Origin of the sequence: Amycolatopsis sp. CA-128772, from assembly GCF_002904295.1 — a bacterium.
Classification (GTDB): Bacteria; Actinomycetota; Actinomycetes; order Mycobacteriales; family Pseudonocardiaceae; genus Amycolatopsis.
Map to the genome: position 1 here is coordinate 147358 of NZ_PPHG01000083.1, position 26325 is coordinate 173682.

The 26325-nt window shown below is 70.4% G+C and carries 23 protein-coding genes and 1 pseudogene; 11 read left to right on the forward strand and 13 right to left on the reverse strand.

All coding sequences use genetic code 11. The annotated features are described in order from the left end of the window. Window positions 1–11: 11 nt before the first annotated feature. The 5 genes from C2L59_RS35750 to pdhA all read right to left on the reverse strand — a co-directional run bounded on the left by C2L59_RS35750 (window position 12) and on the right by pdhA (window position 6261). Window positions 12–1958 carry an ABC transporter ATP-binding protein gene (locus tag C2L59_RS35750; protein ID WP_103353950.1) on the reverse strand — a complete coding sequence of 649 codons (1947 nt, stop codon included), beginning with the start codon at window positions 1956–1958 and terminating at the stop codon, window positions 12–14. A gap of 20 nt (window positions 1959–1978) precedes the next feature. Then, window positions 1979–2563: a TetR/AcrR family transcriptional regulator gene (locus tag C2L59_RS35755; RefSeq protein WP_103353951.1), complete on the reverse strand. Its 585-nt coding sequence runs from the start codon at window positions 2561–2563 to the stop codon at window positions 1979–1981. A 146-nt stretch (window positions 2564–2709) separates the two neighbouring features. Continuing rightward, window positions 2710–4047, reverse strand: coding sequence for a dihydrolipoamide acetyltransferase family protein (locus tag C2L59_RS35760; RefSeq protein ID WP_103353952.1), 1338 nt, complete (start codon window positions 4045–4047; stop codon window positions 2710–2712). Window positions 4048–4063: 16 nt separating this feature from the next. Next, a complete protein-coding gene (locus tag C2L59_RS35765; RefSeq protein WP_103353953.1) occupies window positions 4064–5056 on the reverse strand; it encodes an alpha-ketoacid dehydrogenase subunit beta in 993 nt (330 codons plus the stop codon). Continuing rightward, window positions 5056–6261 carry a pyruvate dehydrogenase (acetyl-transferring) E1 component subunit alpha gene (pdhA, locus tag C2L59_RS35770; RefSeq protein WP_103353954.1) on the reverse strand — a complete coding sequence of 402 codons (1206 nt, stop codon included), beginning with the start codon at window positions 6259–6261 and terminating at the stop codon, window positions 5056–5058. The genes C2L59_RS35765 and pdhA overlap by 1 nt, the downstream gene beginning before the upstream one ends. Before the next feature lie 372 nt (window positions 6262–6633). Between pdhA and C2L59_RS35775 the strand changes: the two genes are divergently transcribed. Further along, a complete protein-coding gene (locus tag C2L59_RS35775) occupies window positions 6634–8052 on the forward strand; it encodes a M20/M25/M40 family metallo-hydrolase (protein WP_199199415.1) in 1419 nt (472 codons plus the stop codon). Here the strand turns inward: C2L59_RS35775 and C2L59_RS35780 are convergent. After that, window positions 8049–8609, reverse strand: a complete 561-nt coding sequence (locus tag C2L59_RS35780) for a TetR/AcrR family transcriptional regulator (protein WP_103353956.1) — start codon at window positions 8607–8609, stop codon at window positions 8049–8051. The two genes, C2L59_RS35775 and C2L59_RS35780, sit on opposite strands and share 4 nt — an antisense overlap. An 82-nt stretch (window positions 8610–8691) precedes the next feature. Here C2L59_RS35780 and C2L59_RS35785 point away from each other — a divergent pair, with 82 nt between their 5' ends. After that, window positions 8692–9696, forward strand: a complete 1005-nt coding sequence (locus tag C2L59_RS35785) for a saccharopine dehydrogenase NADP-binding domain-containing protein (protein WP_103353957.1) — start codon at window positions 8692–8694, stop codon at window positions 9694–9696. Here the strand turns inward: C2L59_RS35785 and C2L59_RS50495 are convergent. Beyond that, a pseudogene (locus C2L59_RS50495) lies at window positions 9693–9839 on the reverse strand (transglutaminase family protein); the annotation flags it as partial. The gene C2L59_RS35785 and the pseudogene C2L59_RS50495 overlap by 4 nt on opposite strands. A 10-nt stretch (window positions 9840–9849) precedes the next feature. Then, window positions 9850–10044, reverse strand: a complete 195-nt coding sequence (locus C2L59_RS47615; protein ID WP_158263132.1) for a hypothetical protein — start codon at window positions 10042–10044, stop codon at window positions 9850–9852. A 128-nt stretch (window positions 10045–10172) separates the two neighbouring features. Here C2L59_RS47615 and C2L59_RS35795 point away from each other — a divergent pair, with 128 nt between their 5' ends. The 5 genes from C2L59_RS35795 to C2L59_RS35815 all read left to right on the forward strand — a co-directional run bounded on the left by C2L59_RS35795 (window position 10173) and on the right by C2L59_RS35815 (window position 15756). Then, window positions 10173–11108 carry an ABC transporter substrate-binding protein gene (locus tag C2L59_RS35795; RefSeq protein ID WP_199199416.1) on the forward strand — a complete coding sequence of 312 codons (936 nt, stop codon included), beginning with the start codon at window positions 10173–10175 and terminating at the stop codon, window positions 11106–11108. A gap of 25 nt (window positions 11109–11133) precedes the next feature. Beyond that, a complete protein-coding gene (locus C2L59_RS35800) occupies window positions 11134–12066 on the forward strand; it encodes an amino acid ABC transporter permease (protein ID WP_103353959.1) in 933 nt (310 codons plus the stop codon). Further along, the gene (locus tag C2L59_RS35805) at window positions 12063–12836 is read left to right on the forward strand and encodes an amino acid ABC transporter ATP-binding protein (RefSeq protein ID WP_103353960.1); all 774 of its coding nucleotides are present in this window, start codon (window positions 12063–12065) and stop codon (window positions 12834–12836) included. Before C2L59_RS35800 ends, C2L59_RS35805 begins: the two co-directional genes overlap by 4 nt. A 57-nt stretch (window positions 12837–12893) precedes the next feature. Further along, window positions 12894–15209, forward strand: coding sequence for an oxidoreductase (locus C2L59_RS35810; RefSeq protein ID WP_103353961.1), 2316 nt, complete (start codon window positions 12894–12896; stop codon window positions 15207–15209). A 64-nt stretch (window positions 15210–15273) separates the two neighbouring features. Beyond that, on the forward strand, window positions 15274–15756 hold the full coding sequence (locus C2L59_RS35815) for an SRPBCC family protein (RefSeq protein ID WP_103353962.1): 483 nt from the start codon (window positions 15274–15276) through the stop codon (window positions 15754–15756). Here the strand turns inward: C2L59_RS35815 and C2L59_RS35820 are convergent. Further along, window positions 15746–16318, reverse strand: coding sequence for a hypothetical protein (locus C2L59_RS35820; protein ID WP_103353963.1), 573 nt, complete (start codon window positions 16316–16318; stop codon window positions 15746–15748). The genes C2L59_RS35815 and C2L59_RS35820 overlap by 11 nt on opposite strands. 165 nt (window positions 16319–16483) lie before the next feature. On the opposite strand from C2L59_RS35820, the gene C2L59_RS35825 reads away from it, so the two are divergent. Genes C2L59_RS35825 through C2L59_RS35835 form a run of 3 tightly spaced genes read left to right on the forward strand, consistent with a single transcriptional unit; the run spans window position 16484 to window position 20939 of the window. Further along, window positions 16484–18298 carry an NHL domain-containing thioredoxin family protein gene (locus C2L59_RS35825; protein ID WP_103353964.1) on the forward strand — a complete coding sequence of 605 codons (1815 nt, stop codon included), beginning with the start codon at window positions 16484–16486 and terminating at the stop codon, window positions 18296–18298. Window position 18299: 1 nt separating this feature from the next. Further along, window positions 18300–18632 carry a co-chaperone GroES gene (locus C2L59_RS35830; protein WP_103353965.1) on the forward strand — a complete coding sequence of 111 codons (333 nt, stop codon included), beginning with the start codon at window positions 18300–18302 and terminating at the stop codon, window positions 18630–18632. 24 nt (window positions 18633–18656) lie between these two features. Next, on the forward strand, window positions 18657–20939 hold the full coding sequence (locus C2L59_RS35835; RefSeq protein ID WP_233223856.1) for a VanW family protein: 2283 nt from the start codon (window positions 18657–18659) through the stop codon (window positions 20937–20939). Window positions 20940–20943: 4 nt separating this feature from the next. Here C2L59_RS35835 and C2L59_RS35840 read toward each other — a convergent pair whose 3' ends face one another. Together C2L59_RS35840 and C2L59_RS35845 are read right to left on the reverse strand one after the other, a co-directional pair. Beyond that, window positions 20944–21651, reverse strand: a complete 708-nt coding sequence (locus C2L59_RS35840) for a leucine-rich repeat domain-containing protein (protein WP_103354007.1) — start codon at window positions 21649–21651, stop codon at window positions 20944–20946. Beyond that, window positions 21651–22487 (reverse strand): helix-turn-helix transcriptional regulator, encoded by an 837-nt coding sequence (locus tag C2L59_RS35845; protein WP_103353966.1) that lies wholly within the window; start codon window positions 22485–22487, stop codon window positions 21651–21653. Before C2L59_RS35845 ends, C2L59_RS35840 begins: the two co-directional genes overlap by 1 nt. 110 nt (window positions 22488–22597) lie before the next feature. Between C2L59_RS35845 and C2L59_RS35850 the strand changes: the two genes are divergently transcribed. Beyond that, window positions 22598–24013, forward strand: a complete 1416-nt coding sequence (locus C2L59_RS35850; RefSeq protein ID WP_103353967.1) for an MFS transporter — start codon at window positions 22598–22600, stop codon at window positions 24011–24013. A gap of 61 nt (window positions 24014–24074) precedes the next feature. Here C2L59_RS35850 and C2L59_RS35855 read toward each other — a convergent pair whose 3' ends face one another. Next, window positions 24075–24350, reverse strand: a complete 276-nt coding sequence (locus tag C2L59_RS35855) for a GlsB/YeaQ/YmgE family stress response membrane protein (protein ID WP_103353968.1) — start codon at window positions 24348–24350, stop codon at window positions 24075–24077. Between the two features lie 139 nt (window positions 24351–24489). After that, on the reverse strand, window positions 24490–26325 hold the full coding sequence (locus C2L59_RS35860) for an acyl-CoA dehydrogenase (protein ID WP_103353969.1): 1836 nt from the start codon (window positions 26323–26325) through the stop codon (window positions 24490–24492).

Genomic DNA, 26325 nt, shown 5'->3' on the forward strand with positions numbered 1-26325 from the left:
CTCGCCGAACTCTAGCTCGGCACCTCGTCCAAGTACGCCTGCGCCTGCAATGTGAACAGCTCCGCGTACCCCGCCTTCGCCGCCATCAGCTCCTCGTGTGTGCCGTACTCCGCCACCTTCCCGTGGTCCAGCAGCAGGATCCGCTCCGCCTGCCGTACGGTCGAGAACCGGTGCGAGATGTACAACGTCGTCCTCCCCTCGGACAACGACCGCAGCCGCGAGAACAGGTCGTGCTCCGCCTGCGCGTCCAACGCCGATGTCGGCTCGTCCAGGATCAACAGCGGCGCCTCCCGCTGGAACGCCCGGGCCAGCGCGATCTTCTGCCACTCACCGCCGGACAGCGAGACGCCCTGGTCGAACCAGCGCCCCAGCGGGCTGTCGTAGCCGGACGGCAACCGCTCGATGCGCTCGTCCGCGCCCGCTCGGCGGGCTGAATGCTCGATGTGGGAACGATCCTCCAACCGGGACAGATCGCCCAGGCCGATGTTCTCCGCCGCCGTTCCCTGGTACGTCACGTAGTCCTGGAACATCGCGCTGATCCGCGTGCGCAGCTCGTCCGGGTCGTACTCGCGGATGTCCACGCCGTCGAGGCGAATAACCCCGCCCGTCGGGTCGTACAGGCGGCAAAGGAGCTTGAACAGCGTCGACTTGCCCGCGCCGTTGCGGCCCACCACCGCCACCGTCTCGCCCGGGCGGATCTCGAAGCTGACGTCCTCCAGGGCCGGCTCCTCCGAACCCGGGTAGGCGAACGTCACCGAGTCGAACTCGATGTGACCGTCCACAACGGACGGGAAGGGCCGGGGCGACGCCGGCGCGGTGATCTCCGGTTTCGTGTCCAGGAACCGGTACAGCGTGTCCAGGTAGAGGTTGTTCTCGTACATCCCCGAAAACGCCGTGAACAGCCCCGACACCGACGCCTGCACGGACGTCGCCGCGGCCGTGTACAGCGCCAGGTCCCCGAGGGTGAGCCGGCCGCCGACCGCCTCCAGGGCGATGTACAACGCGATCGCCGAACCCGCGAGCGTGCTCAACAGCCCCCAGGATGTCGAGCTGACGTTGCGGTTGATCGTCAGCTTCCGCTGCCGCTCGTACGACACGAGCCCGAGCCGGCGGAAGCGGTCGACGAAGTACGGGCCGAGCCCGAACAGCTTCGTTTCCTTGGCGTAGGTGTCCGTCGTGACCAGCGACGACAGGTAGTCCATCCGCCGCTTGATCGGCGACATCAGGAACGTCAGCCAGAACGCGCGCGAGCCGTACTTGGACTGCGAGATGAACGCCGGGATCGGCGCGACCAGCGCGACCAGCGCCAGCAGCGGGCTGATCGAGACGAGCAGCGCGATCATGCTGCCGAACGTGATCAGCGTCCGCACCAGCCCCAGCGCGGAGTTCATCATCGACAGCGGCCGCGTCGGGGCCTCCTGCGCGGCCTGGCGCAGCATGTCGTAGGACGCCGAACCCTCGAAGTACGCCAGGTGCAGCTCGCTCGCGTGCGCCATCACCTGGTGGCGGATGGTCAGCGTCATGCGTTCCTGCAGCAGCGACTGCGCGATCGACGTCAGGGCGCTGCTGATCGCGGTCGCCGCGAGCACGCCGAACTGGAACAGCGCCACGTTCACGATGTCCCTCGTCGTGCCGCGGTGCTGGATCGCCGCGACGACGGAGTCGAGCAGCAGCTTCGCCACGTACGCGGTCACGGTCGGCAGCAGTCCCGACAACAGCGTGATCAGGGCCAGCAGGATGGTCAGGACCGGGCTGGCCTGCCACGTCAGCTTCACGACCTTCGGCAGGCCGCGGACCGTGCCCGCGATGGACGTCTTCGCGCGCGACAGCCGCGAGCGCAGGTCCTTCGGCTGGTCGTCCTGCTTCGGTTCGGGGATGTCGACGGGCCCGGTCAGCCCGCTTTCCGGCACCGTCACGGCGTGCCGCCGCCGGCCGCGCCGGGCCAGCATGAACTCCATGCCGCCCCCACCGCCCGGGATCACCGAGCCTCCACGGCGCCGTGCAGGAAGACGTCGACCACCTGGCGCGTGGTGGCGGCGTTGTCGTCCGGCGCCATCCGCCGGCCGCCGAACAACAGGGTGAGGAACAGCGCGGCCAGCTGCTCCGGGGCCAGCCGCAGCTGGTCCTTCTCGGGCTCGAACAGTTCGGTGATCGCGCCGCGCATCGCGGCCATCGACTCGCTGCGGCCGCCCTTCATCGTGCGGTTCTTCAAGCGCTGCTCGGGGTCGCGCTGCTTGTGGCGTCCGGACGCGTGCAGGGCGCCCATCAACGCGCCCATCCGCTCGAAGTGCGCGCCGAGTGCCTCGGCGGCCTCGACGAGCCGGTCTGCCAGGGGCTGCTCGATGGGGATCTCGGCGATCGCGTCGAGGACGTGGTCGGGGCGCAGCACCTCGGCGGTGCAGGCGTCGTACAGCTCGTCCTTGTCCTTGAACGCGCGGAAGATGGTGCCCTCGCCGATGCCGGCGGCGCGGGCGATCTGGCTGGTGGTGACCGCGGTGCCGTGCTCCATCAGGAGCGGCAGCACCGCGTGCACGATCATGGCGCGCCGGTCTTCGGCGCTCATGCTCGGCGCTCTGCGCCGGGTCTCGGGTGCTGGGGTCATGCCACCAGTGTGCGGAGTGAGCACTCACTCCGTCAAATGAATATGCCGAGGGCGAACCGGTGAAGGGCCGCCCCGGTACGCCAGGACGGCCCTTCACCTGCAGGAACTCAGTAGGTCATGGCCATCGCTGGGTCGGCCAGCAGGGCGCCGACGTCGGCGAGGAACTCCGAACCCTGCTGGCCGTCGACCACGCGGTGGTCGAAGCTCAGCGACAGCTGGAGCACCTTGCGGACCTTAATCTCGCCGTCCACGACCCACGGCTGGTCCTTGATCGCGCCGAGGCACAGGATCGCGGACTCGCCGGGGTTGATGATCGGCGTGCCCGTGTCGACGCCGAAGACGCCGACGTTGGTGATCGTGATCGTGCCGTTCGCCATGTCCGCCGGCGACGTCTTGCCTTCGCGGGCCACGTCCGTGAGCTGCGTCAACGCGACAGCCAGCTCCTTCAGCGACATCGCGTCGGCGTCGCGGACCTTGGGCACGATCAGGCCGCGCGGTGTCGCCGCCGCGATCCCGAGGTGCACGTAGTCCTTGAAGACGATCTCCTGCGCGGCCTCGTCCCAGACCGCATTGATGTCCGGCGTGCGCTTCGCCGCCAGGCAGACGGCCTTCGCCGCGAACGTCAGCGGCGTGACCTTGACCCCGGCGAACTCCCGCGACTTCTTGAGCTTCTCGCGGAACTCCATCATCGGCGTGACGTCGATGGTCAGGAACTCCGTGACGTGCGGAGCGGTGTACGCGCTCTGCACCATCGCCGCCGCGGTCATCTTGCGGACGCCCTTGATCGGGACGCGCCGCTCGCGCGCTCCGCTCTCGACCACGGGCGCGACGACCGGGGTGCCGTTGGCGGCGCGCTCGACGTCCTCGCGGGTGATCACGCCACCGGAAGCGCTGCCGGTCAGCGCGTGCAGGTCGACGCCGAGGTCCTTGGCCAGCTTCCGCACCGGCGGCTTCGCCAGCGGGACGTACCCGCCGCGCGGAGCCGCGACCGCGACTGGGGCCGGTGCAGACGCCGGGGCCGGCACAGGCGCAGGAGGAGCGGCGACCGCGGCCACCGGAGCGGGTTCCGCACCCTTGCGGGCGCGCCGCTGCGTGACCACGGCCTTGGAGCCGTAGCCGACCAGCGGCTTCATCTCTTCTTCTTCGACCGGAGCCGAAGCGGGCGCGGGAGCGGCGGCCGCAGGCGCGGCCGCCCCACCCGGGTCGACGTCGATGGTGAGGATCGGCGTGCCGACCTCCACCGTCTGCCCCGGCTCGACGTGCAGCTCCGTGACGACCCCGGCCCACGGGATCGGCAGCTCCACGGCGGCCTTCGCGGTCTCGATCTCGACGACGATCTGGTTGACCGTCACCGTGTCGCCCGGCTTCACGTGCCAGGACAGGATGTCGGCTTCGGTCAGCCCCTCCGCGGTGTCGGCGAGGGGAAATTGTTTGTACGTGGGCATTGCGCGGAAATCCCCCTTACCAGGCGAGTGATCGGTCGACGGCGTGCAGCACCCGGTCCAGGTCGGGGAGGTAGTGCTCCTCGAGCTTGGCCGGCGGGTACGGCGTGTCGAACCCGGTCACCCGGAGGACGGGCGCTTCCAGCGAGTAGAAGCACTCCTGCTGGACGCGCGCGGCGATCTCCGACGTCAGCGACGACTCCGACGGCGCCTCCGACAGCGCGATCAGCCGTCCGGTCTTGCGCACCGACTCGAACACCGGGCCGAGGTCCAGCGGCGAGAGCGTGCGCAGGTCGATGACCTCGAGGGACTTGCCTTCGTCCTCCGCCGCGGCGGCCGCGTCGAGCGCGACCTTCACCGACGGGCCGTACGCGACGACCGTCGCCGTCGTGCCTTCGCGCACGACCTGCGACGAGAACACCTGCGCCGGGGTGCCGGCCACGTCGATCTCCGCGCGCAGCGCACCCGAGTGGTACAGCCGCTTCGGCTCGAAGAACAGCACCGGGTCGTCCGACTTGATCGCCTGCTGGATGCCCCAGTAGGCGTCGACGGCGTTCGAAATGGACACGACCTTGAGGCCCGGGATGTGCGCGAACAGCGACTCCGGCGACTCCGAGTGGTGCTCGACCGCGCCGATCCCGCCGCCGAACGGCACCCGGATCACGACCGGCATCTTGATCTTGCCCTGCGTCCGGTAGTGCAGCTTCGCCAGCTGCGACGAGATCTGGTCGAAGCCGGGGAAGATGAAGCCCTCGAACTGGATCTCGCACACCGGCCGGAAGCCGCGCACGGCCAGGCCGACCGCGGTGCCGATGATGCCCGACTCCGCCAGCGGCGTGTCCAGCACGCGCTGCTCGCCGAAGTCCTTCTGCAGGCCGTCGGTGATCCGGAAGACGCCGCCGAGCTTGCCGACGTCCTCGCCCATGATCAGGACCTTGGGGTCCTCTTCCATCGCGCGGCGCAGGCCGAGGTTGAGGGCCTTGCCGATGGTGAGTTTCTGGAGGTCGGTCATCAGTGCTCACCCGCCGAGACGAAGCCCTCGAGGTAGGACAGGAACTCTTCGCGCTGCGCCTCCAGCACCGGGTTGCCCTCGGCGTAGACGTTGCTGAAGATCCGCTCCGGCGGCGGCTCGGGCATGTTGAACGTGTACTCGCGCAGGTCGGCCGCGAACGCGTCGGCGTCGGCCTGGACGCCGTCGAAGAAGTCGTGGTCGGCGTAGCCGTTGCGGGCCAGGAACGCGCGGACGCGCTCGATCGGGTCCTTGAGCTTCCACTCCTCCAGCTCGTCGGAGAGCCGGTAGCGGGTGGGGTCGTCGGTCGTCGTGTGCGCGTCCATCCGGTAGGTGAACGCCTCGATCAGGACGGGTCCGTTGCCGTGCCGGCACTCGTCGAGCGCCCAGCGGGACACCGCGAGGCACGCCAGGACGTCGTTGCCGTCGACGCGGATGCCGGGGAAGCCGTAGCCGCGGGCGCGCTGGTACAGCGGCAGGCGCGACTGGCGCTCGGTCGGCTCGGAGATCGCCCACTGGTTGTTCTGGCAGAAGAACACCAGCGGCGCGTCGTAGACGGCGGCCCAGACGAACCCTTCGTGGACGTCACCCTGGGAGGTGGCGCCGTCGCCGAAGTAGCAGATCGTGGCTTCGCCGTCGTCGTCGCCGACCTTGCCTTCGAACTTCTGGCCCATCGCGTAGCCGGCGGCGTTGAGCACCTGGTTGCCGATCACGATCGTGTACGGGTGGAAGCCGGTGGCCCGGTAGTCCCAGCCGCTGTGGTCGGTGCACCGGAAGATGCCCAGCAGATCCTTCATGTCGACCCCGCGCGCGTACGCGACGCCGTGCTCGCGGTAGCTGGGGAACGCCATGTCGTTCGCCTTGAGGGCGCGGCCGGAGCCGATCTGCGCGGCCTCCTGGCCGAGCAGCGGGACCCAGATGCCGAGCTGGCCCTGGCGCTGCATGGCGTTCGCCTCGCGGTCGGCCCGCCGGACCAGCACCATGTCGCGGTAGAGGCCGCGGAGTGCTTCGGCGTCGACGTCCTCGACGTACTTGTCGAACCGGGGCGACGGAACCCGTTCGCCTTCGGGGGTGAGCAGCTGAGTCAGCTCAGCGCCACCTTCACTCGTCGCTCGCAACCCGGCGATCACCTGTTCCGGCGACGGCTGGGCCGCTACCGCGGCCGGCCCGTCGCCGGGCTCCGGGTGCGTCCACTGTTCGGACGGCATGCGCAGTACTCCTCGGTGTCGGTGCCTCTGGCGGCCGCTTGTGGCGACCACAGCGACTGCACCGGCGGGGACCAGCGCGTCGGGTCCGAAGCGCTCAGTCACCGTCGGCGTTGACGGTTCTCGCGGACATCCTGGCACGAAGGTCGCCGTCTTGGTGAGACGCGGTTGCTGATTTGTTGCTGAGAAACCGGCCCTGAACAGGGAAAACGCTAGGAAGCCCGAGCATCGGAACTACGAGAGTTGGGGATCAGCTCCGGCGCTCACCAGGCTCGTGAGCGGGAAACCGGGGTGGAACACCGTTTCCCACTCACGAGGCGTGAGGCGACGTTGTGATGTGCCGCACTGTCGGACCCCCGTGGCACGATGGGCCGGGTGGAGCAAAAATCCGTGCGTGAATCCGTAGTGGCGTCGTGGACCGGCGACGTCATCCCGAGCCTGTCCGGGCTGGTGGCCATCCCCGCCCTGTCCCCGGCCTTCGACGCCGAGTGGGCGAAGAGCGGCCACCTCGCCGCCGCCGTCGACCACGTCCGCGAGTGGATCGCCGGGCGTGACCTGCCCGGCGCGACCATCGAGGTCGTGCAGCTCGAAGACCGGACCCCGCTGTTGCTCGTCGACGTCCCGGCGACCCCGGGCGCGACGGACGAGGGCACCGTCCTGATGTACGGCCACCTCGACAAGCAGCCCCCGGTGGGCGGCTGGTCCGAGGGCCTCGACCCGTGGACCCCGGTGATCCGCGACGGCCGGCTGTACGGCCGCGGGTCCGTCGACGACGGCTACTCCGGCTACGCGGCGACGACGGCGATCGAGGCCGTGCACGCGGCCGGCGGCGAGCACGCCCGCATCGTGCTGCTGCTGGAGACCGGCGAGGAGTCGGGCAGCCCCGACCTGCCGGCTTACGTCGAGCACCTGGCCGACCGCATCGGCGCGGTGTCGCTGGTGATCTGCCTCGACGCCGGCGGCAGCGACTACGAGCGGTTGTGGCTGGTCACGAGCCTGCGCGGGATGCTGCACCTCGACGTCACGGTGCAGTTGCTGGGCGCGGCGCAGCACTCCGGCATCGCGTCGGGCGTCGTCGCGAGCTCGTTCCGGGTTCTGCGGCACCTGATCGAGCGGCTCGAGGACAGCGCGACCGGCGAACTGCTGCTGGACGAGCTCAAGGTTGAGGTCCCGGCGAACCGGCTGTCGGAGCTCAAGGCCGTCTCGCAGGACTTCCCGGAGGCGCTGTCGAAGGCGTTTCCGCTGGTCGAAGGCGGGCGGGTGATCACTGAAGACGCGCTGGAGCTGATGCTCAACAACGCGTGGCGCCCGACGCTGGCGGTGATCGGCGCCGACGGCTTCCCGAAGCCCGCCGACGCCGGCAACGTCCTGCGCGAGAGCACGACGTTGACGCTGAGCTTCCGCCTCCCGCCCACGGCCGACGCCGAGAAGGCGCTCGAAGCCGTGAAGCACGCCCTGACCACCGACGTCCCCTACGGCGCGAAGGTCACCCTCGACTCGCCGCAGGCGGAGAACGGGTGGAACGCGCCGACCGAGTCGCCGTGGCTGACGACGGCCCTGCGCACGGTCAGCGACGAGGTGTTCGGCCGCCCCCACCGCGCGACCGGCATGGGTGGCTCGATCCCGTTCATGGGGCTGCTCTCGCGCAAGTACCCGGAGGCGCAGTTCCTGGTCACCGGCGCGTGCGGGGCCGACTCGAACATCCACGTGCCGGACGAGTGGCTGCACCTGGACTACGCGCAGCAGGTCACCGAGGCCGTCGCGCACATCCTGGACGCGCACGCGCGCGGCTAACCGCAGGCCTCGCGCAAGGTCGCGGCGGCCGTCTCGAGGTAGGCGGGGAACTCCCGTTTCCCGCCTTCGTCGATCCAGCGGTCGAAGGCGTCGCCGAAGACGATCGCCGCGACCTGCGCCGCCGGTTTCGCCAGCTCGGGCCGGACTCCTCGGCGTTCCAGCGCGTCTTGGATCGCGGCCGTGATCGCCGCGCCCTTACTCCGCTCGCGTTCGCGGAGTTCGGCGCTCGCGGCGATCACCGCCCGGCGTTCCGGAGACGGGTCGACGAGCTGCGTGACCCGCGTCCCGACCTTGGCCAGCGCGGCGAGGGCCGTGCCTAAGGGCGAGTCGCCTTCTTCGGCGGCGAGTACCGCTTCGCCGACCGCCGGCGGCAGCTGCTCCGCGCCCGCGAAGAGGACTTCGCGCTTGTCGGGGAAGTAGCGGAAGTACGAGCGGCGGGTGATCCCGGCGCGCTCGGCGATCTGCGTGATCGTCACGGCGTCGTAGCCGTGCTCGGCGTACAGCTCCAGCGCGGCTTTCCGCAGCCGGTCCGCGGTCCCGGGATCCCATCTGGCCACACCCCAGCCTAGCTGACGTCTCAGTGTGTCATCACGTGCTAGTCTCGGTGACGACACACTGAGACATCACTGGAGGGTCGACATGGAGATTTGGGTACTCGGCGCCTTGGGCCGCACCGGCCGCGCCATCACCGCCGAGCTGGCGGCGCGCGGACTGCCGGTCGTGCTGGTCGGACGCAACCGGGAACAGCTGGCGGCGACCGGCTCGAAGTTCGTCGTCGCCGACGGGGTCGAGGCCATCGCGGCGGAGATCAGCCGGCAGCGCCCGGCGGTCGTCGTCAACACGATCGGCGAGTACGCCGCCACGGCCGCGACGATCGCGCGCGCGTGCTTGCCCGGTGGCCACTACGTGGACATGGCCGCGGACCCGATCGCGGTCCAGCGGCTGCTCGACCTGCACGACGAGGCCCAGGCCGGCGGCAGCACGTTTGTGACGGGCGCCGGCTTCGGCGTCCTGGCCACCGAAGCCGTGGTCGCTTCACTCTGCGAAGGACGTCCGACGCCCAGCCGCGTACAGGTGGACGCGCTGGCCTCGGTCGCCACCGAAGAGGGGGCCGTGGGGGTCGCGCTGGCCGCCAGCATCGTCGACGCCCTGACGGCGGTCTCGGCCAGAGGCGCGAAGCCGCGCACCCTTGTCCTGCCGGACGGCGAGACGGGCAAGGTGGCGGGCGTCGACTCGGGTGAGCGGATCGCCGCCCAGCGCGCGAGCGGCGCGCCGGACGTCACGGTCTCCTCCGGGCTGGCACCGGCTGCCCCGGTGGTCCGGGCCCTGCTTCCGCTGCTCGGGCGAGTGGTGTCAATCCCGGTCGTGCGCCGCTTCGCCGTCCGGCGGCTCGCCGCGGTCCGGACAAAGGGGGCACCCCGCCCCCGCACGCACACCTGGGGGCACGCGGTCGTGACCTGGCCGGACGGAACCACCCGCGAAGGCTGGCTGCGCGCGGGCGAGGCCATGGACTTCACGGCGGCGGTGGTGGCCGAGGTCGCGGCCCGCCTGGCCCGCGGCGAAGGCAAGCCGGGTGCGCACACCCCGGCATCAGCCCTCGGCGCAGACGTGGCCGAAGCGGCGGGTGGGACCTTTTTGCTCTAAGCCAGCCGGGTCAGGTGGACCGATACGTCCAAAGCAGACTGTCCACCCCCGGTGAAGATCCCCTTCAACGGCGTCACATCCGCATAGTTCCGGCCCATCGCCACCCACACGTGCCGCGGTCCGACCGGGACCGCAGGCGTGGGACCCGGACGATCAGGTCTGAGAACACCCGATGCGGAACGTGCCCTCTTCGTCACGCACGAAGTCCACACCGGACACGTAGTTGCGCACGCCGTCGCGCAGGATCTGCCCGCCTGCGGCCGCTCGGGGGAAGGTACCCGTCGAACCGGGCCCGCGGACGTAGGCAGCCGCGGCGGGGTGGCGTTCATGAGCGACATCCTTGCTCACCGTGCGCTTCGGACGCGACACTCGCGCGCTGCTCTAAACATCGCTGTAACTTCACGGTGCTGTGCTTTGGTATGGATGAGTGGCAATATGCGTGCTCTCAGAACCTGAGAACTACGAGGAGTGACGACGTGGCCCGAGGAACCCAGCTCAAGGCGATCGCCCTGCTGCCTGCGTTCGCCCTGGTCGGCTTGACCGTGGCGTGCGGAGCGGGAGGGAGCGGCGCGGGCAACGTCGGCAGCAGCTCCGCTGCCGCCCCGGGCACCGGATCGGGTGACGTGGGCGCGGTCGCCAAGGACGACGCGCTGGCCGGCATGGTGCCCGCCGAGGTCAAGGCGGACGGCAAGGTCGTGGTCGGCCAGGACCAGAGCTACCCGCCGAACGAGTTCGTCGACGGCGGCAAGCCGGCCGGCTTCGACGTCGACCTGGGCACCGCCATCGGCCAGGTGCTCGGCGTGCAGATGGACTTCCAGAACGCCGCCTTCGACGGGATCATCCCGGGTATCGGCGCCAAGAAGTACGAGCTGGCGATGTCCTCGTTCAGCATCAACGCCGAGCGGCTGCAGTCGGTCGACATGATTTCGTACTACAGCGCGGGTACCTCGCTGGCCGTGCTGAAGGGCAACCCCGACGGCCTGAAGGTCGACGACCTGTGCGGCAAGAAGGTCGCCGTCCAGAAGGGCACCACCCAGGTCGAGGACCTGGACAAGAAGAACGCCGCGTGCACCGGCGCGGGCAAGCCCGCCATCGACATCACGCAGCTACAGGCCCAGACCGACGTCAACCTGGCCCTCACGGCCAAGCGCGTCCAGGGCGAGCTGGCCGACTCCCCGGTCATCGACTACGCGGTGAAGCAGACCAACGGCCAGCTCGAGTCGGTCGGCGCGCCGTACGACACGGCGCCGTACGGCATCGTGCTGCCGAAGAACAGCGGTGACTTCGGCAAGGCCGTCCAGGGCGCGATCCAGAAGCTGATCGACAGCGGCGCGTACAAGAAGATCCTGGACAAGTGGGGTCTCAACGCCGCGGGCGCGGTCACCAAGTCGGAGATCAACCCGGCCTCCTGAGGCGTTTGAGTTAGGACTGGTTTCCGTGAGTTCCTCCGAAGCGCCTCCAGCCGAGGCGCCGGCCGAAGCCGAGCCCATCCAGGCCGTCCCGGTGCGCCACTACGGGCGCTGGGTGGCCGGGGTGGTCATCCTTTTCGTGGCGTTCATCGTGGCCCGCAGCGTGATCACGAACGACGCACTGCAGTGGCCGGTCGTCGGGGACTACCTCTTCGACGACCGGGTGCTGCGCGGCCTGCAGAACACGCTGATCCTGACCGTGATCGCGATGCTGATCGGGATCGTCGGCGGGATCCTGCTGGCCGTGATGCGCCTGTCGCCCAACCCGCTGACCTCCGGGGCGGCGGCCATCTACATCTGGCTGTTCCGCGGCACGCCGCTGATCACGCAGCTGGTGATCTGGAACTTCCTGGCGCTGGCCTACCCGCGCCTCGGCCTGGGCATCCCGTTCGGACCGGAGTTCGTCAGCTGGGACACCAACCAGCTGATCACGCAGTTCACCGCGTCGCTGCTCGGCCTCGGCCTCAACGAGGCCGCGTACATGGCGGAGATCGTGCGCGGCGGCATCCAGTCGGTCGACTCGGGCCAGCTGGAAGCGGCGAGCGCGCTCGGCATGAGCCGGACGAAGACGCTGCGGCGGATCATCCTGCCGCAGGCGATGCGGGTGATCATCCCGCCGACCGGCAACGAGACGATCTCGATGCTGAAGACGACGTCGCTGGTCGTGGCCATCGGCTACTTCGAACTGATGGTCGCGGTGCAGACCATCTACTCGCAGAACTACAAGACGGTCCCGCTGCTCATCACGGCGGCCGCCTGGTACCTGTTCATGACGTCGGTGCTGACGCTGGTCCAGATCCAGATCGAGAAGCGGTTCGCGCGCGGCACTTCGCGTGACGTGGTCCAGCGGCAGGGCTGGGCGTCGCGGATGTTCAGCCGGGGTGGAGGGAACGTCACATGACCCCCGTGGTGTCCGCGCAGCGGATCTACAAGAGCTTCGGCAGCGTCCACGTCCTCAAGGGCATCAACCTCGAGGTGCACGAGCGGGAGGTGCTCTGCCTGATCGGGCCGTCCGGCTCGGGCAAGTCGACGCTGCTGCGCTGCATCAACCACCTCGAGAAGATCGACGCCGGCCGGCTCTACGTCGACGGCGTGCTGGTCGGCTACAAGCAGCGCGGCGACAAGCTGCACGAGCTGCGCGAGAAGGAAGTGGCGATGCAGCGCAAGGACATCGGCATGGTGTTCCAGCGCTTCAACCTCTTCCCGCACATGACGGCGGTCGAGAACGTCATGGAGGCGCCGATCCAGGTCCGGCGCGAGCCGAAGGCTCAGGTCCGCCAGCGCGCGCTCGAGCTGCTGGAGCGCGTCGGGCTCGCCGACAAGGCGAAGAACTACCCGGCGCAGCTGTCCGGCGGGCAGCAGCAGCGGGTCGCGATCGCCCGGGCGCTGGCGATGGAGCCGAAGCTGATGCTGTTCGACGAGCCGACGTCCGCACTGGACCCGGAGCTCGTCGGCGACGTCCTCGGCGTGATGAAGCAGCTCGCCAAGGACGGCATGACCATGGTCGTCGTCACGCACGAGATGCAGTTCGCGCGCGAGGTGGCGGACAAGGTGCTGTTCATGGACGGCGGCGTCGTCGTCGAAGAAGGGCCGCCCGAACGGGTGATCGGCAGCCCGCGCGAGGAGCGGACCAAGTCGTTCCTGGCCCGGGTGCTGAACCCGAACGCCTGACGGAACCCATCGGGGTTCGCTATTTTTGAAAGTGGGTGAGGGAGGGGGCGGGGCGTTTTGACGACCGAAAGCGTGCTGCCCCCTCTCGACCCGTTCGCGGGCATCCCCGATCGCCGCTACGAGGTCCGGGCCGCCGACCTGCTGAAACCCGGTAACGCGGGCCTGATGCGCTGGCGGCGGCAGGCCACGAACGCCCCGATCGTCTACGTCGAGGACGCCTACATCACCGGGACGCTGGACCTGCGGGCCGCGGACCTGAAGTACCTGTTCCGGTTCGAGCGCTGCCGGTTCGAGCAGCCGCCGGACGTGCGCGAGGCCAACCTGCTCGGGCTCGTGTTCCGCAAGTGCTGGCTGCCCGGGCTCAAGGCCCGCAACATGCGCAGCCGCAACGACGTCCGGCTGATCCGCAGCGTCGTGCAGGTCGACGGCGACGTCCGGGAGATCGAGGAGACGACGGTCCAGCGCGGCGACGACCGCGAGCGCGGCATGCCGAACGCCGCGGTCAACCTGACCGACGCGGTGATCGAGGGATCGATGGTGCTGACCCGCACGGTGATCTCGCACCCGCACGGCAAGGCGATCCAAGCGGACCGGCTCGTGCTGACCGGCGCCCTGCTGGCGTACCGGATGGTCGCGAACGGCGAAGTCCGCCTCCCCGGTCTCCGGACCGGCGGTAACGTCAACTTTTCCGGCGCGACGCTGAACAACCCGGACGGCTTCGCGCTCAACGGCAACGGCCTGCACATCGGCGGCAGCCTGCTGTGCGAGGTGGACAACTACGGGCCGGCCAGCCAGCGCAAGCGGTTCTCGGCGACGGGGATCATGTACCTGCCGAGCGCGACCGTGGACAGCGACATCTCCCTGCGCGAGGCCAAGCTGACGGTGTCCCAGCACGGCCCGATCGCCATCGACGCGTGGAAGTCGAACGACCCGTACATCGACCCGCGGCCGGCCCTGGTGGCCGACCGGATGCGCGTCGACGGCAACGTCGAGCTGTCCGACGGCCTGCAGGCCCTGGGCACGTTGCGCATGGTCAACGCCCGCATCGGCGGCTCGTTGCGGCTGGCCGGCGCGGAGATCCGGGTCGAACGAGGCAAGTCGGTGCCGTACTACGACCGCGCGTTGCACCTGGACGGCACCGAGATCGGCGGCGACATCGAGGCGACGAGCCTGCGCGTACCGGCGGGCCAGCTGCGCCTGGCCGACGTCGCGGTCGGCGGCAACTTCCTGGCGTGGAACTCGATGTTCCGCCACCCGGGCCGCGACGTGTTCTCGGCGCGCCGCTCGAAGATCGCGGGCAACTTCCAGCTCACGGACGCCACGATCCACGGCACGCTGCGGCTGCAGGGCGTGGACGTCGGCGGCAGCATCAACCTGGCGGGCACCCGCCTGACCGACCCGGGCCGCCGCGCGACCAGCAGTTATTCGCTCGACGTCCGCACCGGCCGGGTCGGCCGCGACCTGACCCTGCGCGACAACAACGGCCGCCCGTTCGTGGCCGAAGGCGGCGTGAACCTGGACGGCGCCCAAGTGGCCCGCCGCGTGGACCTGCGCGGCTCCCAGCTGGGATCGCTACCGCCGTTCGGCGTGGCCCTGGACGCGGGCGACGTGGCGTCGGACGAGTTCATCCTGACCCCGAGCTCCCCACCGGCGGGCCGCGTGATCCTGCGCCGGGCGCACTGCGGAACGCTGAGCGACAACAACCAGTTCTGGGCGGCGTCCGACGGGATCGAGCTGGAGGACTTCCGCTACGACGCGTTGAAGAAGGGCATCCCCCTCACCGACGACAAGGCGTTGGACGAGCGGATCGAGCTGCTCCGCAGCGCAATGCGCGGCTACCGCCCGGGCCCGTACGACCAGCTGGCCCACATGCTGCGCGCGGCGGGGAACGAAGAGCACGCGTCGACGGTGGCGCTGCGCAAGCAGCAGTTCAGGTACGAGGCCCTGGCCCGCGGCTTCAAGTTCTTCGGCCCGGGGGTGCGGCTGTGGAGCTGGCTGCAGCGTTCGATGGTGGGCTACGGCTACCGCCCGGTCCGAGCCCTCGGCTGGCTCCTGACGCTCCTGGTCCTGGGCAGCCTGTGGTTCGGCCTGGGCTCGGACGACTGCATCGGCTGGAAGTCCCCGGACCCGGCCCACCAGATCATCGCGAACGGCGACCGCTGCGTGGTGAACCAGCAGGACACGGGGTTGCAGTGGAACCCGGTGATCTACACGGCGGACCTGCTGGTCCCGATCGTCGACTTCGGCAACAAGTCGAGGTGGTACATGCACGGACCGGACAACTGGGTAGCGGCCGGCTTCACGGCGTCGGGCTGGATCCTGGCGACCACCGTGGCGGCTGGTGTGAGCCGGATGCTGCGCCGGGAGAACTGAGCCGGGCAGGGCGTCCAGTTCACTCGCCACCTTGCCGAAGGGGTGCCTGACATACCCTCGGTACGTGGAAGCCCCGTTGAACGCACCCGACGCCACCGGCCGAATCGAGGTCGACGCGGCGCCCGAGATCGTCTACGCCCTGGTCAGCGACCCCGCCCAGCTTGCCGATGTTGCCGAGGAGTACGCCGGGCACCGGTGGGTCGGCGGCTCCTCCGGGCCCGTCGTCGGGGCGAAGTTCCGCGGGCGCAACCGGCGTGGCTTCCGGCGTTGGAGCACCCTCTCCACCATCACCGATGCCGATCCCGGCTGCCGGTTCGGGTTCGAAGTCACCTCCGTCGCCGGGTTGCCCGTCGCGCGGTGGCAGTACGACTTCGCGCCTGCCGGTGCTGGCTGCCTCGTCGTCGAAAGCATGTGGGAACGGCGGCCCGCCTGGTTCAAGGTGCCCACCTCGACCGTCACCGGCGTGTGGAACCGGGACGAGGCCAACGCCGCCAACATCGCCGCCACCCTGGCCCGGCTGAAGCGGGCCGTCGAAGCTAGTCGATGAAGCGGGACCAGAACGGTATGTAGCGGGGCCCGTCCGGTGGGGCTGTGCTGATGCCCGTCCCGAACTCGCGGTGCAGGTAATCGCGCAGGTCGCTGCCGTACACGATGATGTCCGTCTGGTACACCGACAGGACCGGGTAACCCACTGTGTCCGGCACGCCCGGCAGGTAGCGGTGGCCGCACACCGGGACCAGCTGTGGCACGTCCGCCAGGCGGCGGCGGGCTTCGCGGACCGCGTCCTCCGGGCCGACCGGGCGGGTGCCCCAGTCCGGGAGCCAGAAGGCGTTGTGCTCGACGTCGTACAGCACGCCGTCGACCGGCCATGCCAAACGTTTGCGCAGCTGCTCCGGGTTGCCGCAGCGCCAGTCGGGCCAGCGGTCGCCGATCGGGATGCCGGCGGACAGGAACGTGCGGTGGTCCGCGGCGAAGCGGAAGCCGAACCGGCGCTCGACGTCGTCGAGCTCGGTTTCGCTCAGCCCGGGGCGGACCGGCTCCCGGAGGTTCTCCTGCAGGTGCCGCGCCTCCTCCGGGGTGAGGGCGCCGGCCGGTTGGACGGGGGTCATGGCCCGAGCCTAAGCGGCGGCTCACCCGCCCGCGCGTCCTTTTTCGCGCTGACCTGGCCGTCCACGGACGGGTGAGTTTGTTCTCTCATCGGAGCGGACCGGGGAACAGAGCGTGAACGTGTGTAGTTCACTCAAGCCGTGACTTCTCCACGACCGCAGAGCCGCGTGCGTGCTTCCGAGCTGCGCGGCGACGTCTGGCTGAACACCGGCGGCCACCCGATCACCCTGGCCGAGCTGCGCGGCCGCGTCGTCCTGCTGGACTTCTGGACCAGCGGCTGCATCAACTGCCTCCACGTGCTCGATGAGCTGCGGCCCCTGGAGGCCGAGTTCGCGGACGTGCTGGTCACGATCGGTGTCCACTCGCCGAAGTTCCTGCACGAGGGCGAGCGCGCCTCGATCGAAGCCGCCGTCCGCCGCTACGAGGTGCACCACCCGGTCGTCAACGACCCGAAGATGGAGCTGTGGTCGCAGTACGCGGTCCGCGCGTGGCCGACGCTGGTCGTCGTCGACCCCGAGGGGTACGTCGTGCACGTCGCCGCCGGCGAAGGGCACGAAGAGGCGCTTCGCCGCGTCATCGCCGAGCTGGTGGCGAAGCACGAGGCGAAGGGGACGCTGCGTCGCGGCGGCAGCCCGTACGTGCCGGTCGAGGAGCAGCCCGGCGAGCTGCGGTTCCCGAGCAAGGCCGTCGCCACCGCCGAGGGGCGCGTGCTGGTCGCCGACACCGGGCACCACGCGATCGTCGAGTTCGCCTCGGACGGCGAGACCGTCATCCGCCGCTTCGGCAGCGGGGCCCGGGGTGGCGAGGACGGCCCGTTCGACCTCGCGACCTTCGCGGAGCCGTCGGGCATCGCGCTGCTGCCGTACGACGTCGCCGAGCGCGTCGGCTACCACGCCGTCGTTGCCGACACGGCCGGGCACCGGCTGCGCGGCCTGGACCTGATCACCGGCGAGGTGACGACGGTCGCCGGCACCGGCGCGCAGTGGCGCAACGGGCCGGACGCCGGCAAGGGCGCCGAGGTCGACCTCACCAGCCCGTGGGACGTCGCCTGGTGGGGCCCGGCCGGCGGGGTCGTCGTCGCCATGGCGGGCAACCACACGCTCAGCGTCTTCGACCCGGTCAGCGGCACGATCCGGCGCTTCGCCGGGACGACCGTCGAAGGCCTGCGCGACGGCGACGTCACCGAAGCGTTCTTCGCGCAGACGTCCGGCCTCGCCGTCGACGGCGACAAGCTGTGGCTCGTCGACGCCGAGACGTCGGCGCTGCGCTGGATCGAGCCCGACGGCGAGTCGTTCACCGTGCACACCGCGATCGGCGTCGACCTGTTCTCCTTCGGCCACACCGACGGCCCGGCCGACAAGGCCCTGCTCCAGCACCCGCTGGGCCTGGCCGTGCTGCCCGGCGACAAGATCGCGATCGCCGACACCTACAACGGCGCCGTCCGCCGTTTCGACGTCTTCACCCGCGAGGTAACCACGATCGCCACCGGGCTCGCCGAGCCGCAGGGCCTGCTGCTGCACGACGGCGAGCTGCTGGTCGTCGAGTCCGCGGGCCACCGGATCGGCCCGCTGGACTCGTCGTCGGAGCCGGCGGTCGTGGCCGGCGACGCGCACGCTGTCCGCCGCCCGCCGACCGTGCTCGCGCCGGGTGAGATCGACTTTTCGGTCGTGTTCACGGCGCCGCCCGGCGAGAAGCTGGACGACCGCTTCGGCCCGTCGACGCGGCTGGAGATCAGCGCGTCGCCGCCGTCGCTGCTGGTCGACGGCGGTGGCACGGGCACGGACCTCAGCCGCAAGATCCGCCTCGCCGCGGGGGAAGGGGTGCTGCAGGTGGTCGCGCAGGCGGCGAGCTGCGACGACGGCAGCGAGCACCCGGCGTGCCGGATCACCCGGCAGGACTGGGGCGTGCCGGTGCGGCTCGAAAGCGGTGGGGCGAGCGAGCTGAGCTTGGTCATGGCCGGTGCGCCGCGGACTGCCGAGTAACATGCAGGCCGTGTCAGCCGGGCCGAAACTCGAAATCCAGATGCTGCACGACCGCGTGCTCGTGCGGCTGTCGCCGGAAGAGGGCGAGCGCCGCAGCAGCGGCGGCATCGTGATCCCCGCGACGGCGCAGGTCGCGCGCCGGCTCGCCTGGGGTGATGTACTGGGCGTGGGCAACAGTGTGCGCAACGTCAAGACGGGCGACCGCGTGCTGTTCAACCCGGAGGACCAGCTCGAGGTGGAAATCCAGGGCGAGGGGCACCTGGTGATGCGCGAACGCGACATCCACGCGGTGGCGACCGAGCGGACCGAGCACGGGACGGGGCTTTACCTGTAGGTCGGTCCCGCGGAAGGCAGGGGCGTGGCAGACGAAGAGGTGACCGAGGGCGCGGACGTGCGGACCGACCCGCCGGCCGAGCCCGCGGAGTTCGCGGTGCCGGCCGCCGAGGTGTGGCCCGACGCCCAGCCGGAGCTGCCGCCGGGTGAGCGGACCGCCGCAGCGGCCGCTCCGGAGCCGGTGATCGAGCAGGGCGGCGCGGAGCCACCCAAGCGACGGCCCGCCCCGGCTGAGGCCGCGACCGAGCCGGACTTGCCGGCGGTCGCCCCCGAGCGGCCCGCCCCGGCTGAGGCCGCGACTGAGCCGGACTTGCCGGCGGTCGCCCCCGAGCGGCCCGCCCCGGCTGAGGCCGCGACTGAGCCGGACTTGCCGGTCACCGAGACCGTGCCGGCCGTCGAGACCGGAGCCGAGCCGTCGTCGGCTGAGGCCACCGTTGCTGCCGGATTGCCGCCGGTCTGGCCCGTCGCGGAACCCGATGTTCCCGCCAAACCCGCCGGCGCGGAGGCCGCCCCCACCACCGATCTCTTCTCCGACGATCTGCTCGGCGAGCTGCTCGAAACCCCCGTGCCGCCGGCCGTTCCGGATACCCCGGCTCGGAAGCTGCGCCAGGGCGTGGCCCGGACCATGATGGCCATCGGGCTCGCGCTCGGCCTGTTCGTCATCTTCTACGCCATCGATCTCGCCGTCAGCGCCGGGGATGTTCCGCGCGGGGTGACCGTGGCCGGGATCGATGTCGGGGGGCTCTCCCACGCCGAGGCCGAAGCCAAGCTGCGGAAGGAGCTCGAGCCGCGGCTGATCCGGCCCGTGGTCGTCCACGGCGGGGATGTGCAGGCCGAGCTCGCGCCCGCGCAGTCCGGCCTCGGGCTCGACTGGCCGAACACCCTCGGGCTCGCCGGGCACCAGCCGCTCAGCCCGATCACGCGGATCATGTCCTTCTTCACCAGCCGCGAGGTCGGGGTCGCCACGCGCACCGACCAGAACCGGATCGGCGACGCCCTGCGCGAGCTCGCCGAGGGCAGGCTGAACCACCCCGCCACCGAAGGCTCGGTCGGGTTCACGCCGATCGAGGGCAGCGACGGCGGCGTCACGCCCTACCCGATCCTGCCGCGGCAGGGGCAGCAGCTCACCGATCTCGCCGGCGCCGTGCACACCGTCACCGACCACTGGCTCGACCCGGGCGGGGTCAAGCTCGCCATGGCGATCACGCCGGTGCGGGCCACCGCGGCCGGGGTGCAGGCCGCCTTCCAGCAGACCGTCGTGCCCGCCGTGGCGAAGCCGGTCGTCGTGCACGGTCAGGGCAAGGACGTCCCGCTGAAGCCGGTGGCGATCGCGTCGGCGTTCCAGTTCGCGCCCGTCGAGGGCGGGGCCGTCGAGGTCCGGATCGACCAGGGCAAGCTGCAGGCCGCGCTCAAGGACGACCTCGCGAGCACCGAGACCGACGGCAAGGACGCGCAGGTCGTCTTCAGTGGCGACCAGCCCACCGTCGAGCCCTCCGAGGACGCCCGCAAGGTCGACTGGGGGAAGACCTTCCTCCCCCTCATCGAGGTCCTCAAGAAGACGGACCAGCGCGATCTCCCGGTCGTCTACAGCGCGTCGGCACCCAGCGTGACCACCGACGCCGCCAACGCGCTCGGCATCAAGGAGGTCATCGGCGAGTTCACCACCGGTGACCTGGCCGGCCCGGCCGCGACGAACAACGGGACGCTCGCCGCCCGCGTGTCCGGCACGATCGTCAAGCCCGGCGAGACGTTCAGCCTCGGCGGCCGCTCCGGACCGCGCACCGCGGACGCCGGCTACGTGCCCGCCCCGGTCGACGAGGACGGCACCGGCCCGGACGTCGTCGGCGGCGGCGTCTCGCAGCTGGCGTCCACTTTGTACAACGCCGGCTACTTCGCCGGTCTCGCCGACGCCGGTCACCTGAACCACGACCACTACCTCGACCGCTACCCGGCCGGCCGCGACGCCAAGGCCGTCAACGCCGACGGCAGCCCCGTCGAGCTCAAGCTGACCAACGACGCGGCGACCGGCATCGCCATCCAGGCCACGGTGTCCGGCGATTCGGTGACCGTCCGGATCTGGGGCACCCGGCGCTTCCGCGTCGAGAGCCAGACCGGCGCGCAGACCCCCGGCGACCCGCCCCCGATCCAGTTCGGCTCCGGTGGGAGCGGCCCGTGCCGGCCGTCGATCGGCTCGTCCGGGTTCAGCGTCACCGACACGCGCGTCTTCTACGACATCGCGAGCGGCGCCGAGGTCAGGCGGACGTCGCACACGGCGACCTACGGCCCGCTTCCGACCGTTCTGTGTTGAGTTGTCAGCGAAGGACCATGCACCCCGCCTCCTCGAAGTCGCGCAACCAGGCCGGTTCCCGGAGCTGCTTGTTCCACCGCAGATCCAGTTTGTCCAGTTTGGACAGCCGGGCCAACGACGCGGGCAGCGTCGTCAACGAGTTCTCCCGCAGGTCCAGCTGACGCAGCTCGCCCAGCAACCCGATCGACGACGGCAGAGATGTCAGCCAGTTGCCGCGCAGGTGCAGCTCCCGCAACGCACCCAGCGCCCCGATCGACTCCGGCAACGCGGTCAGCTCGTTGCGGTAGAGCCGGAGTTCGCGCAGCGCCGTGAACCCCGAAAGGTCCGCCGGGAGGGCCGTGAGCCGGTTGTCCGTGCACCCCAGGTACCGCAGCTTCCCCAGCCGGCACCAGGCGTCCGGGAACTCCGTCAGCCGGTTGTCGCTGACGTACAGGTACTCGGTGAGCCCGGCCAGCTCGCCCAGCTCGTCCGGCAGCGAGTCGAACCGGTTGTGCGCCAGGTCGAGCGTGTGCAGTGACGTCAGCGCCGAAATCCCCGGCGGCAGCGCGGAAATCCGGTTCGCCGCGAGGTTCAGCACGCGCAGCCCGGTCAACGACCACAGCGACCCGGGCACCTCCGAGATCGAGTTCTTGTACAGGTCGAGCTGCGTGACGTCGACCGGCACCGAAGGCACCGACGTCAGCCCCTGACCGCTCAGCTCCAGCACCGTCATCACGACCGCCGGGTCCGGGACAGCAACGCCCACGTCGAGGCATCGTCCGGAGTGGACACCTGGATCCGCAGGCCCGGCGCCTCCGACACGGCCAGCTCGGTCAGCCGGAAGTGCATCCGGCCCGCCCGCGGGTGCTCGAACCGCCGCAGCCTCGGCCGCGGCTCCGCCACCTCGTGCCGCGCCCACAGCCCGGCGAACTCCGGGCTCAGCGCGGACAGCCGCCGGATGTCCTCCTCCCACGACGGATCCCCGACGTGGCTGCCGTACTCGGCGCGCATCCGCGCGACCATGTGCGGCACCTCCTCGTCGTAGTTCAGCAGGAACCGCCGCGCGTTCGGCTCGGTCACGCAGCACCACAGCAGGTTCTTGTGCAGGCAGGGCAGGCTGTGCCACTCCCAGAACAGGTCCTCCTGCGCCGCGTTCGACGCCAGGACGTCGAACCGGCCGTTGACCACGGTGGCCGGCAGCGGGTCGAGCGCGCGCAGCACCTCGCCGACCGCGTCCGGCACCACCTCGACCGACGACGGCAGCCGCGACGGCGTCAGCTCCGCCAGCCGGTACAGGTGCTCGCGCTCGGGGTGGTCCATCCGCAGCGTGCGCGCCACGGCGTCGAGCACCTGCGCGCTCGCGTTGATCGGCCGCCCCTGTTCGAGCCACGTGTACCAGGTGACGCCGACGCCGGCGAGCAGCGCGACCTCCTCCCGCCGCAACCCGCTGGTGCGACGGCGCACGCCGGGCGGCAGCCCGACCTCGGCCGGGCCGATCCGCGCCCGGCACGCCTTGAGGAACTGGCCGAGTTCCTCCCGGCGGCTGGTGTGGACCTGCGTTGACGTCATACCGGCATGGTGCCCGAGGGGTACGACATTTTCCGGAGAAGCAGGTGTTCCCAGTACCAGCACCAGCAGGCTCTCTCCGGAGGAAACCGGAGAACCCCAAGGTCGGACGCATGACACTGACCACCCCTGTCCCGGCTACCCCGGACCGGGCCGCCCGGCCGGACCGGCGGCCGTGGTTCATGCTGGCCGTCCTGCTGCTCGGCCAGTTCATGGCGCTGCTCGACGTCACCGTCGTGAACGTCGCCATGACCGACATCCGCTCCGACCTGCACGCGTCCGGCGCCGCGCTGCAGCTCGTCGTTTCCGGCTACACCGTGGGCTACGCGATGTTGCTGATCACCGGCGCCCGCGTCGGCGAGCTGTTCGGACGGCGACGGCTGTTCGTCACCGGCGTCATCGCCTTCACCGCCTGCTCGCTGCTCTGCGGGTTCGCGCCCGATCCGGTGACGCTCATCGTCGCGCGGATCGCCCAGGGCGCCGGCGCCGCGTTGATGATGCCGCAGGTCATCAGCGTCATCCAGGCGCAGTTCACCGGCCCGGCGCGGGCCCGGGCGCTCAGCGCGTACACCGCGGTCATCTCCGTCGCCTTCGTGGCCGGCCAGGTCCTCGGCGGGGTGCTCGTCGGCGCCGACCTCTTCGGCGCGGGCTGGCGGCCCATCTTCCTGGTGAACGTGCCGATCGGCGTGCTCGTGGCCGTGCTCGCGCTGCGGCTGGTGCCCGGCGGCGCGGCGAAGGCGGGCCGCCGGCTCGACCTGGCCGGCCTGGCGATCGCCGTCCCGGCGGTGGTGCTCGTCGTGCTGCCGCTGGTTCTCGGCCACGAGACCGGCTGGCCCGCGTGGACGTTCGGCTCCCTCGCGGCGGGCGTGCTGCTGGCCATGCTGTTCGTGGTGGTGGAACGCCGCGTGCGCGACCCGCTGGTCAACCTCGGCGTCCTCAAGGTCCGTGGGGTCGCACCGGGCCTGGCCGCGCTGGCCACCGGCGTGGCGTCCTACGGCGGGTTCCTCTTCTGCGTGGCGCTGCACCTGCAGGGGGGCCTCGGGGAGACGGCGCTGGCCGCCGGCCTGACCATGGCGCCCGGCGGCGTGGTCTTCGGCATCTGCGGCTTCTTCTGGCACAAGCTGCCGGAGCGCGTCCACGCGGCGTTGACGCCGAGCGGTTACGTCGGGTCGGCGATCGCGTACGCGCTGCTCGGGCTGAGCCTGCGCGACGGCGGCAAGGGCGGCGTGCTGTTCTTCGCCGCGCTGCTGCTGTTCGGCCTGTCCATGGGCCTGGCGTTCGGGTCGCTCATGGCGCACGCCCTCACCCACGTCCCGATCGCGAGCGCGGCGGACGCCAGCGGCCTGCTCACGACGACGTTGCAGCTCGGCCAGGTCGTGGGGGTGGCGACGTTCGGCAGCCTGTTCCTGACGCTGGCCGGCGGGTCGTCCGCGCACGCCATCACCACGACGATGCTCTGGGCGGCGGCGTTGCTGCTGGCCGGCACCGGCTTCGCCGTCGCGCTGGCCCGCGCGTCGGCCCGGCGGTAGGCACGGAAAAAGCCCGGCCGGTTCACCCGAAGGTGAACCGGCCGGGCCGGATCCTGAGGTGTTACCGCGTTACGCCACGACGGCCGTAGGCGCCCGCGGCGATGCTCACACCGATCGCGGCCAGGACGACCTGGGTGAGGATCTCCAGCCAGTCGATGCCGTTGGTGTCGGCGTACCCGAGACCGCGCGCGATGGCCGTGCCGATGAAGGCGGCGATGATACCGATCACGATGGTCAGCCAGATCGGGATGTTCTGCTTGCCGGGAGCGAGCAGCCGGCCCAGAACGCCGATGATCAGCCCGACGATGATGGCGCTGATGATGCCGGCGACAGTCATCACTATCTCCTCTCGGTGATCGCGGGTCCGGCCACTCGGTCCCGCGACTCTCGGAGACGGAATTCCCCGGCGGTTGGCCCTCGAAACGCCGAAGGGCCCCTTCCGGGTGGGGAAGGGGCCCTTCGGCGGAACACGTTGATCAGAACGCGGCTTCGTCCAGTTCCATGAGCGCGTTGTCGGCGGCCTCCACGATGGCGCGGCGGGCGGTCAGCTCCGGCAGCACCTGCTTCGCGAAGAACGAGGCCGAGGCGATCTTGCCCTCGTAGAACGGGACGTCCTTGGCGGACGCGCCCACGTCGAGCTTGCCGATCGCGACCTCGGCGTGCTTGAGCAGCTGCCAGCCGATGAGCAGGTCGCCGACCGACATCAGCAGGCGGACCGTGTGCTGGCCGACCTTGTTGATGCTCTGCGGGTCCTCCTGGGACGCGGTCAGGTAGCCGATCAGCGAGCCGAGCATGCCCTGGGTGTCCTCGAGGGCCTGCTTGAGCAGCGCACGCTCGTTCTTGAGCCGGCCGTTGCCCGCCTCGGACTCGATGAACTTGCTGATCTCGCCGGCCACGAAGGCCAGCGACTGGCCCTTGTCGCGGATGATCTTCCGGAAGAAGAAGTCCAGCGACTGGATGGCCGTGGTGCCCTCGTACAGCGAGTCGATCTTGGCGTCGCGGATGTACTGCTCGATCGGGTAGTCCTGCAGGAAGCCGGACCCGCCCAGGGTCTGCAGCGACTGCACGAGCTGCTCGGTGGCGCGCTCGGAGCCGACGCCCTTGACGATCGGCAGCAGCAGGTCGTTGACGCCGTGCGCGAGCTTCTGGTCGCCCTCGCCGGTCCACAGCTGGTCCTGGAAGGACGCGGTGTAGAGGTACACGGCGCGGAGGCCCTCGGCGTACGCCTTCTGCAGCATCAGCGAGCGGCGGACGTCCGGGTGGTGCGTGATGGTGACCCGCGGGGCGGCCTTGTTCAGCATGTTCGGCAGGTCGGCGCCCTGGACGCGCTCCTTGGCGTACTCGAGCGCGTTGAGGTAACCCGTCGACAGCGTCGCGATGGCCTTCGTGCCGACCATCATCCGGGCGTACTCGATGACCTGGAACATCTGCGCGATGCCGTCGTGCACCTCGCCGAGCAGCCAGCCCTTGGCCGGGGTGCCGTGCTGGCCGAAGGTCAGCTCGCAGGTCGTCGAGGCCTTGATGCCCATCTTGTGCTCGACGTTAGTGACGTAGGCGCCGTTGCGCTCGCCCAGCTCACCGGTCTTCGAGTCGAAGTGGAACTTCGGCACGAGGAACAGCGACAGGCCCTTGGTGCCCGGCTTGGTCTCGATGCCGGGACCCTCGGGGCGCGCCAGCACGAGGTGCATGATGTTTTCGCTCATGTCGTGCTCGGCCGAGGTGATGAACCGCTTCACGCCGTCGATGTGCCAGGAGCCGTCCTCCTGCTTGGTGGCCTTGGTGCGGCCCGCGCCGACGTCGGAGCCGGCGTCCGGCTCGGTCAGCACCATCGTGGCGCCCCAGGCCCGGTCGATCATGAGCTGGGCCCAGTGCTTCTGCTCTTCGGTGCCGTTCTTGTCGACGATCATGGCGAAGTTCGGGCCGGCCATGTACATGAACAGCGGGGCGTTCGCGCCGAGGATGAGCTCGGAGGCGGCCCACTGCACGGTCGGGGGCAGACCGAAGCCGCCGAGGTCGTTGGTCAGGCCGAGACGCCACCACTCGCCCTCGATGAGCTGCTGGTAGCTCTTCTTGAACGACTCGGGGATCTTCACGCTGAACGTCTTCGGGTCGTACACCGGCGGGTTGCGGTCCGCGTCGGCGAAGGACTCGGCGAGCGGCCCGGTCGCGAGCTTGTTCAGCTCGGCCAGCACGCCGCGGGCGGTCTCTTCGTCGGACTCGGCGAGCACGCCCTTGCCCAGGCGCTCCTGCACGCCGAGTACCTCGAAGAGGTTGAACTCCAGGTCTCGGACGTTGCTCTTGTAGTGGCCCAT

What these genes read in the sequence shown, in the direction of transcription:
- C2L59_RS35750 (WP_103353950.1), bottom strand. Translation starts at nt 1,958, where the DNA reads ATGGAGTTCATGCTGGCCCGGCGCGGCCGGCGGCGGCACGCCGTGACG.
- C2L59_RS35755 (WP_103353951.1), bottom strand. Translation starts at nt 2,563, where the DNA reads ATGAGCGCCGAAGACCGGCGCGCCATGATCGTGCACGCGGTGCTGCCG.
- C2L59_RS35760 (WP_103353952.1), bottom strand. Translation starts at nt 4,047, where the DNA reads ATGCCCACGTACAAACAATTTCCCCTCGCCGACACCGCGGAGGGGCTG.
- C2L59_RS35765 (WP_103353953.1), bottom strand. Translation starts at nt 5,056, where the DNA reads ATGACCGACCTCCAGAAACTCACCATCGGCAAGGCCCTCAACCTCGGC.
- pdhA (WP_103353954.1), bottom strand. Translation starts at nt 6,261, where the DNA reads ATGCCGTCCGAACAGTGGACGCACCCGGAGCCCGGCGACGGGCCGGCC.
- C2L59_RS35785 (WP_103353957.1), top strand. Translation starts at nt 8,692, where the DNA reads ATGGAGATTTGGGTACTCGGCGCCTTGGGCCGCACCGGCCGCGCCATC.
- C2L59_RS35805 (WP_103353960.1), top strand. Translation starts at nt 12,063, where the DNA reads ATGACCCCCGTGGTGTCCGCGCAGCGGATCTACAAGAGCTTCGGCAGC.
- C2L59_RS35820 (WP_103353963.1), bottom strand. Translation starts at nt 16,318, where the DNA reads ATGACCCCCGTCCAACCGGCCGGCGCCCTCACCCCGGAGGAGGCGCGG.
- C2L59_RS35830 (WP_103353965.1), top strand. Translation starts at nt 18,300, where the DNA reads ATGCAGGCCGTGTCAGCCGGGCCGAAACTCGAAATCCAGATGCTGCAC.
- C2L59_RS35840 (WP_103354007.1), bottom strand. Translation starts at nt 21,651, where the DNA reads ATGACGGTGCTGGAGCTGAGCGGTCAGGGGCTGACGTCGGTGCCTTCG.
- C2L59_RS35845 (WP_103353966.1), bottom strand. Translation starts at nt 22,487, where the DNA reads ATGACGTCAACGCAGGTCCACACCAGCCGCCGGGAGGAACTCGGCCAG.
- C2L59_RS35850 (WP_103353967.1), top strand. Translation starts at nt 22,598, where the DNA reads ATGACACTGACCACCCCTGTCCCGGCTACCCCGGACCGGGCCGCCCGG.
- C2L59_RS35855 (WP_103353968.1), bottom strand. Translation starts at nt 24,350, where the DNA reads ATGACTGTCGCCGGCATCATCAGCGCCATCATCGTCGGGCTGATCATC.
- C2L59_RS35860 (WP_103353969.1), bottom strand. Translation starts at nt 26,325, where the DNA reads ATGGGCCACTACAAGAGCAACGTCCGAGACCTGGAGTTCAACCTCTTC.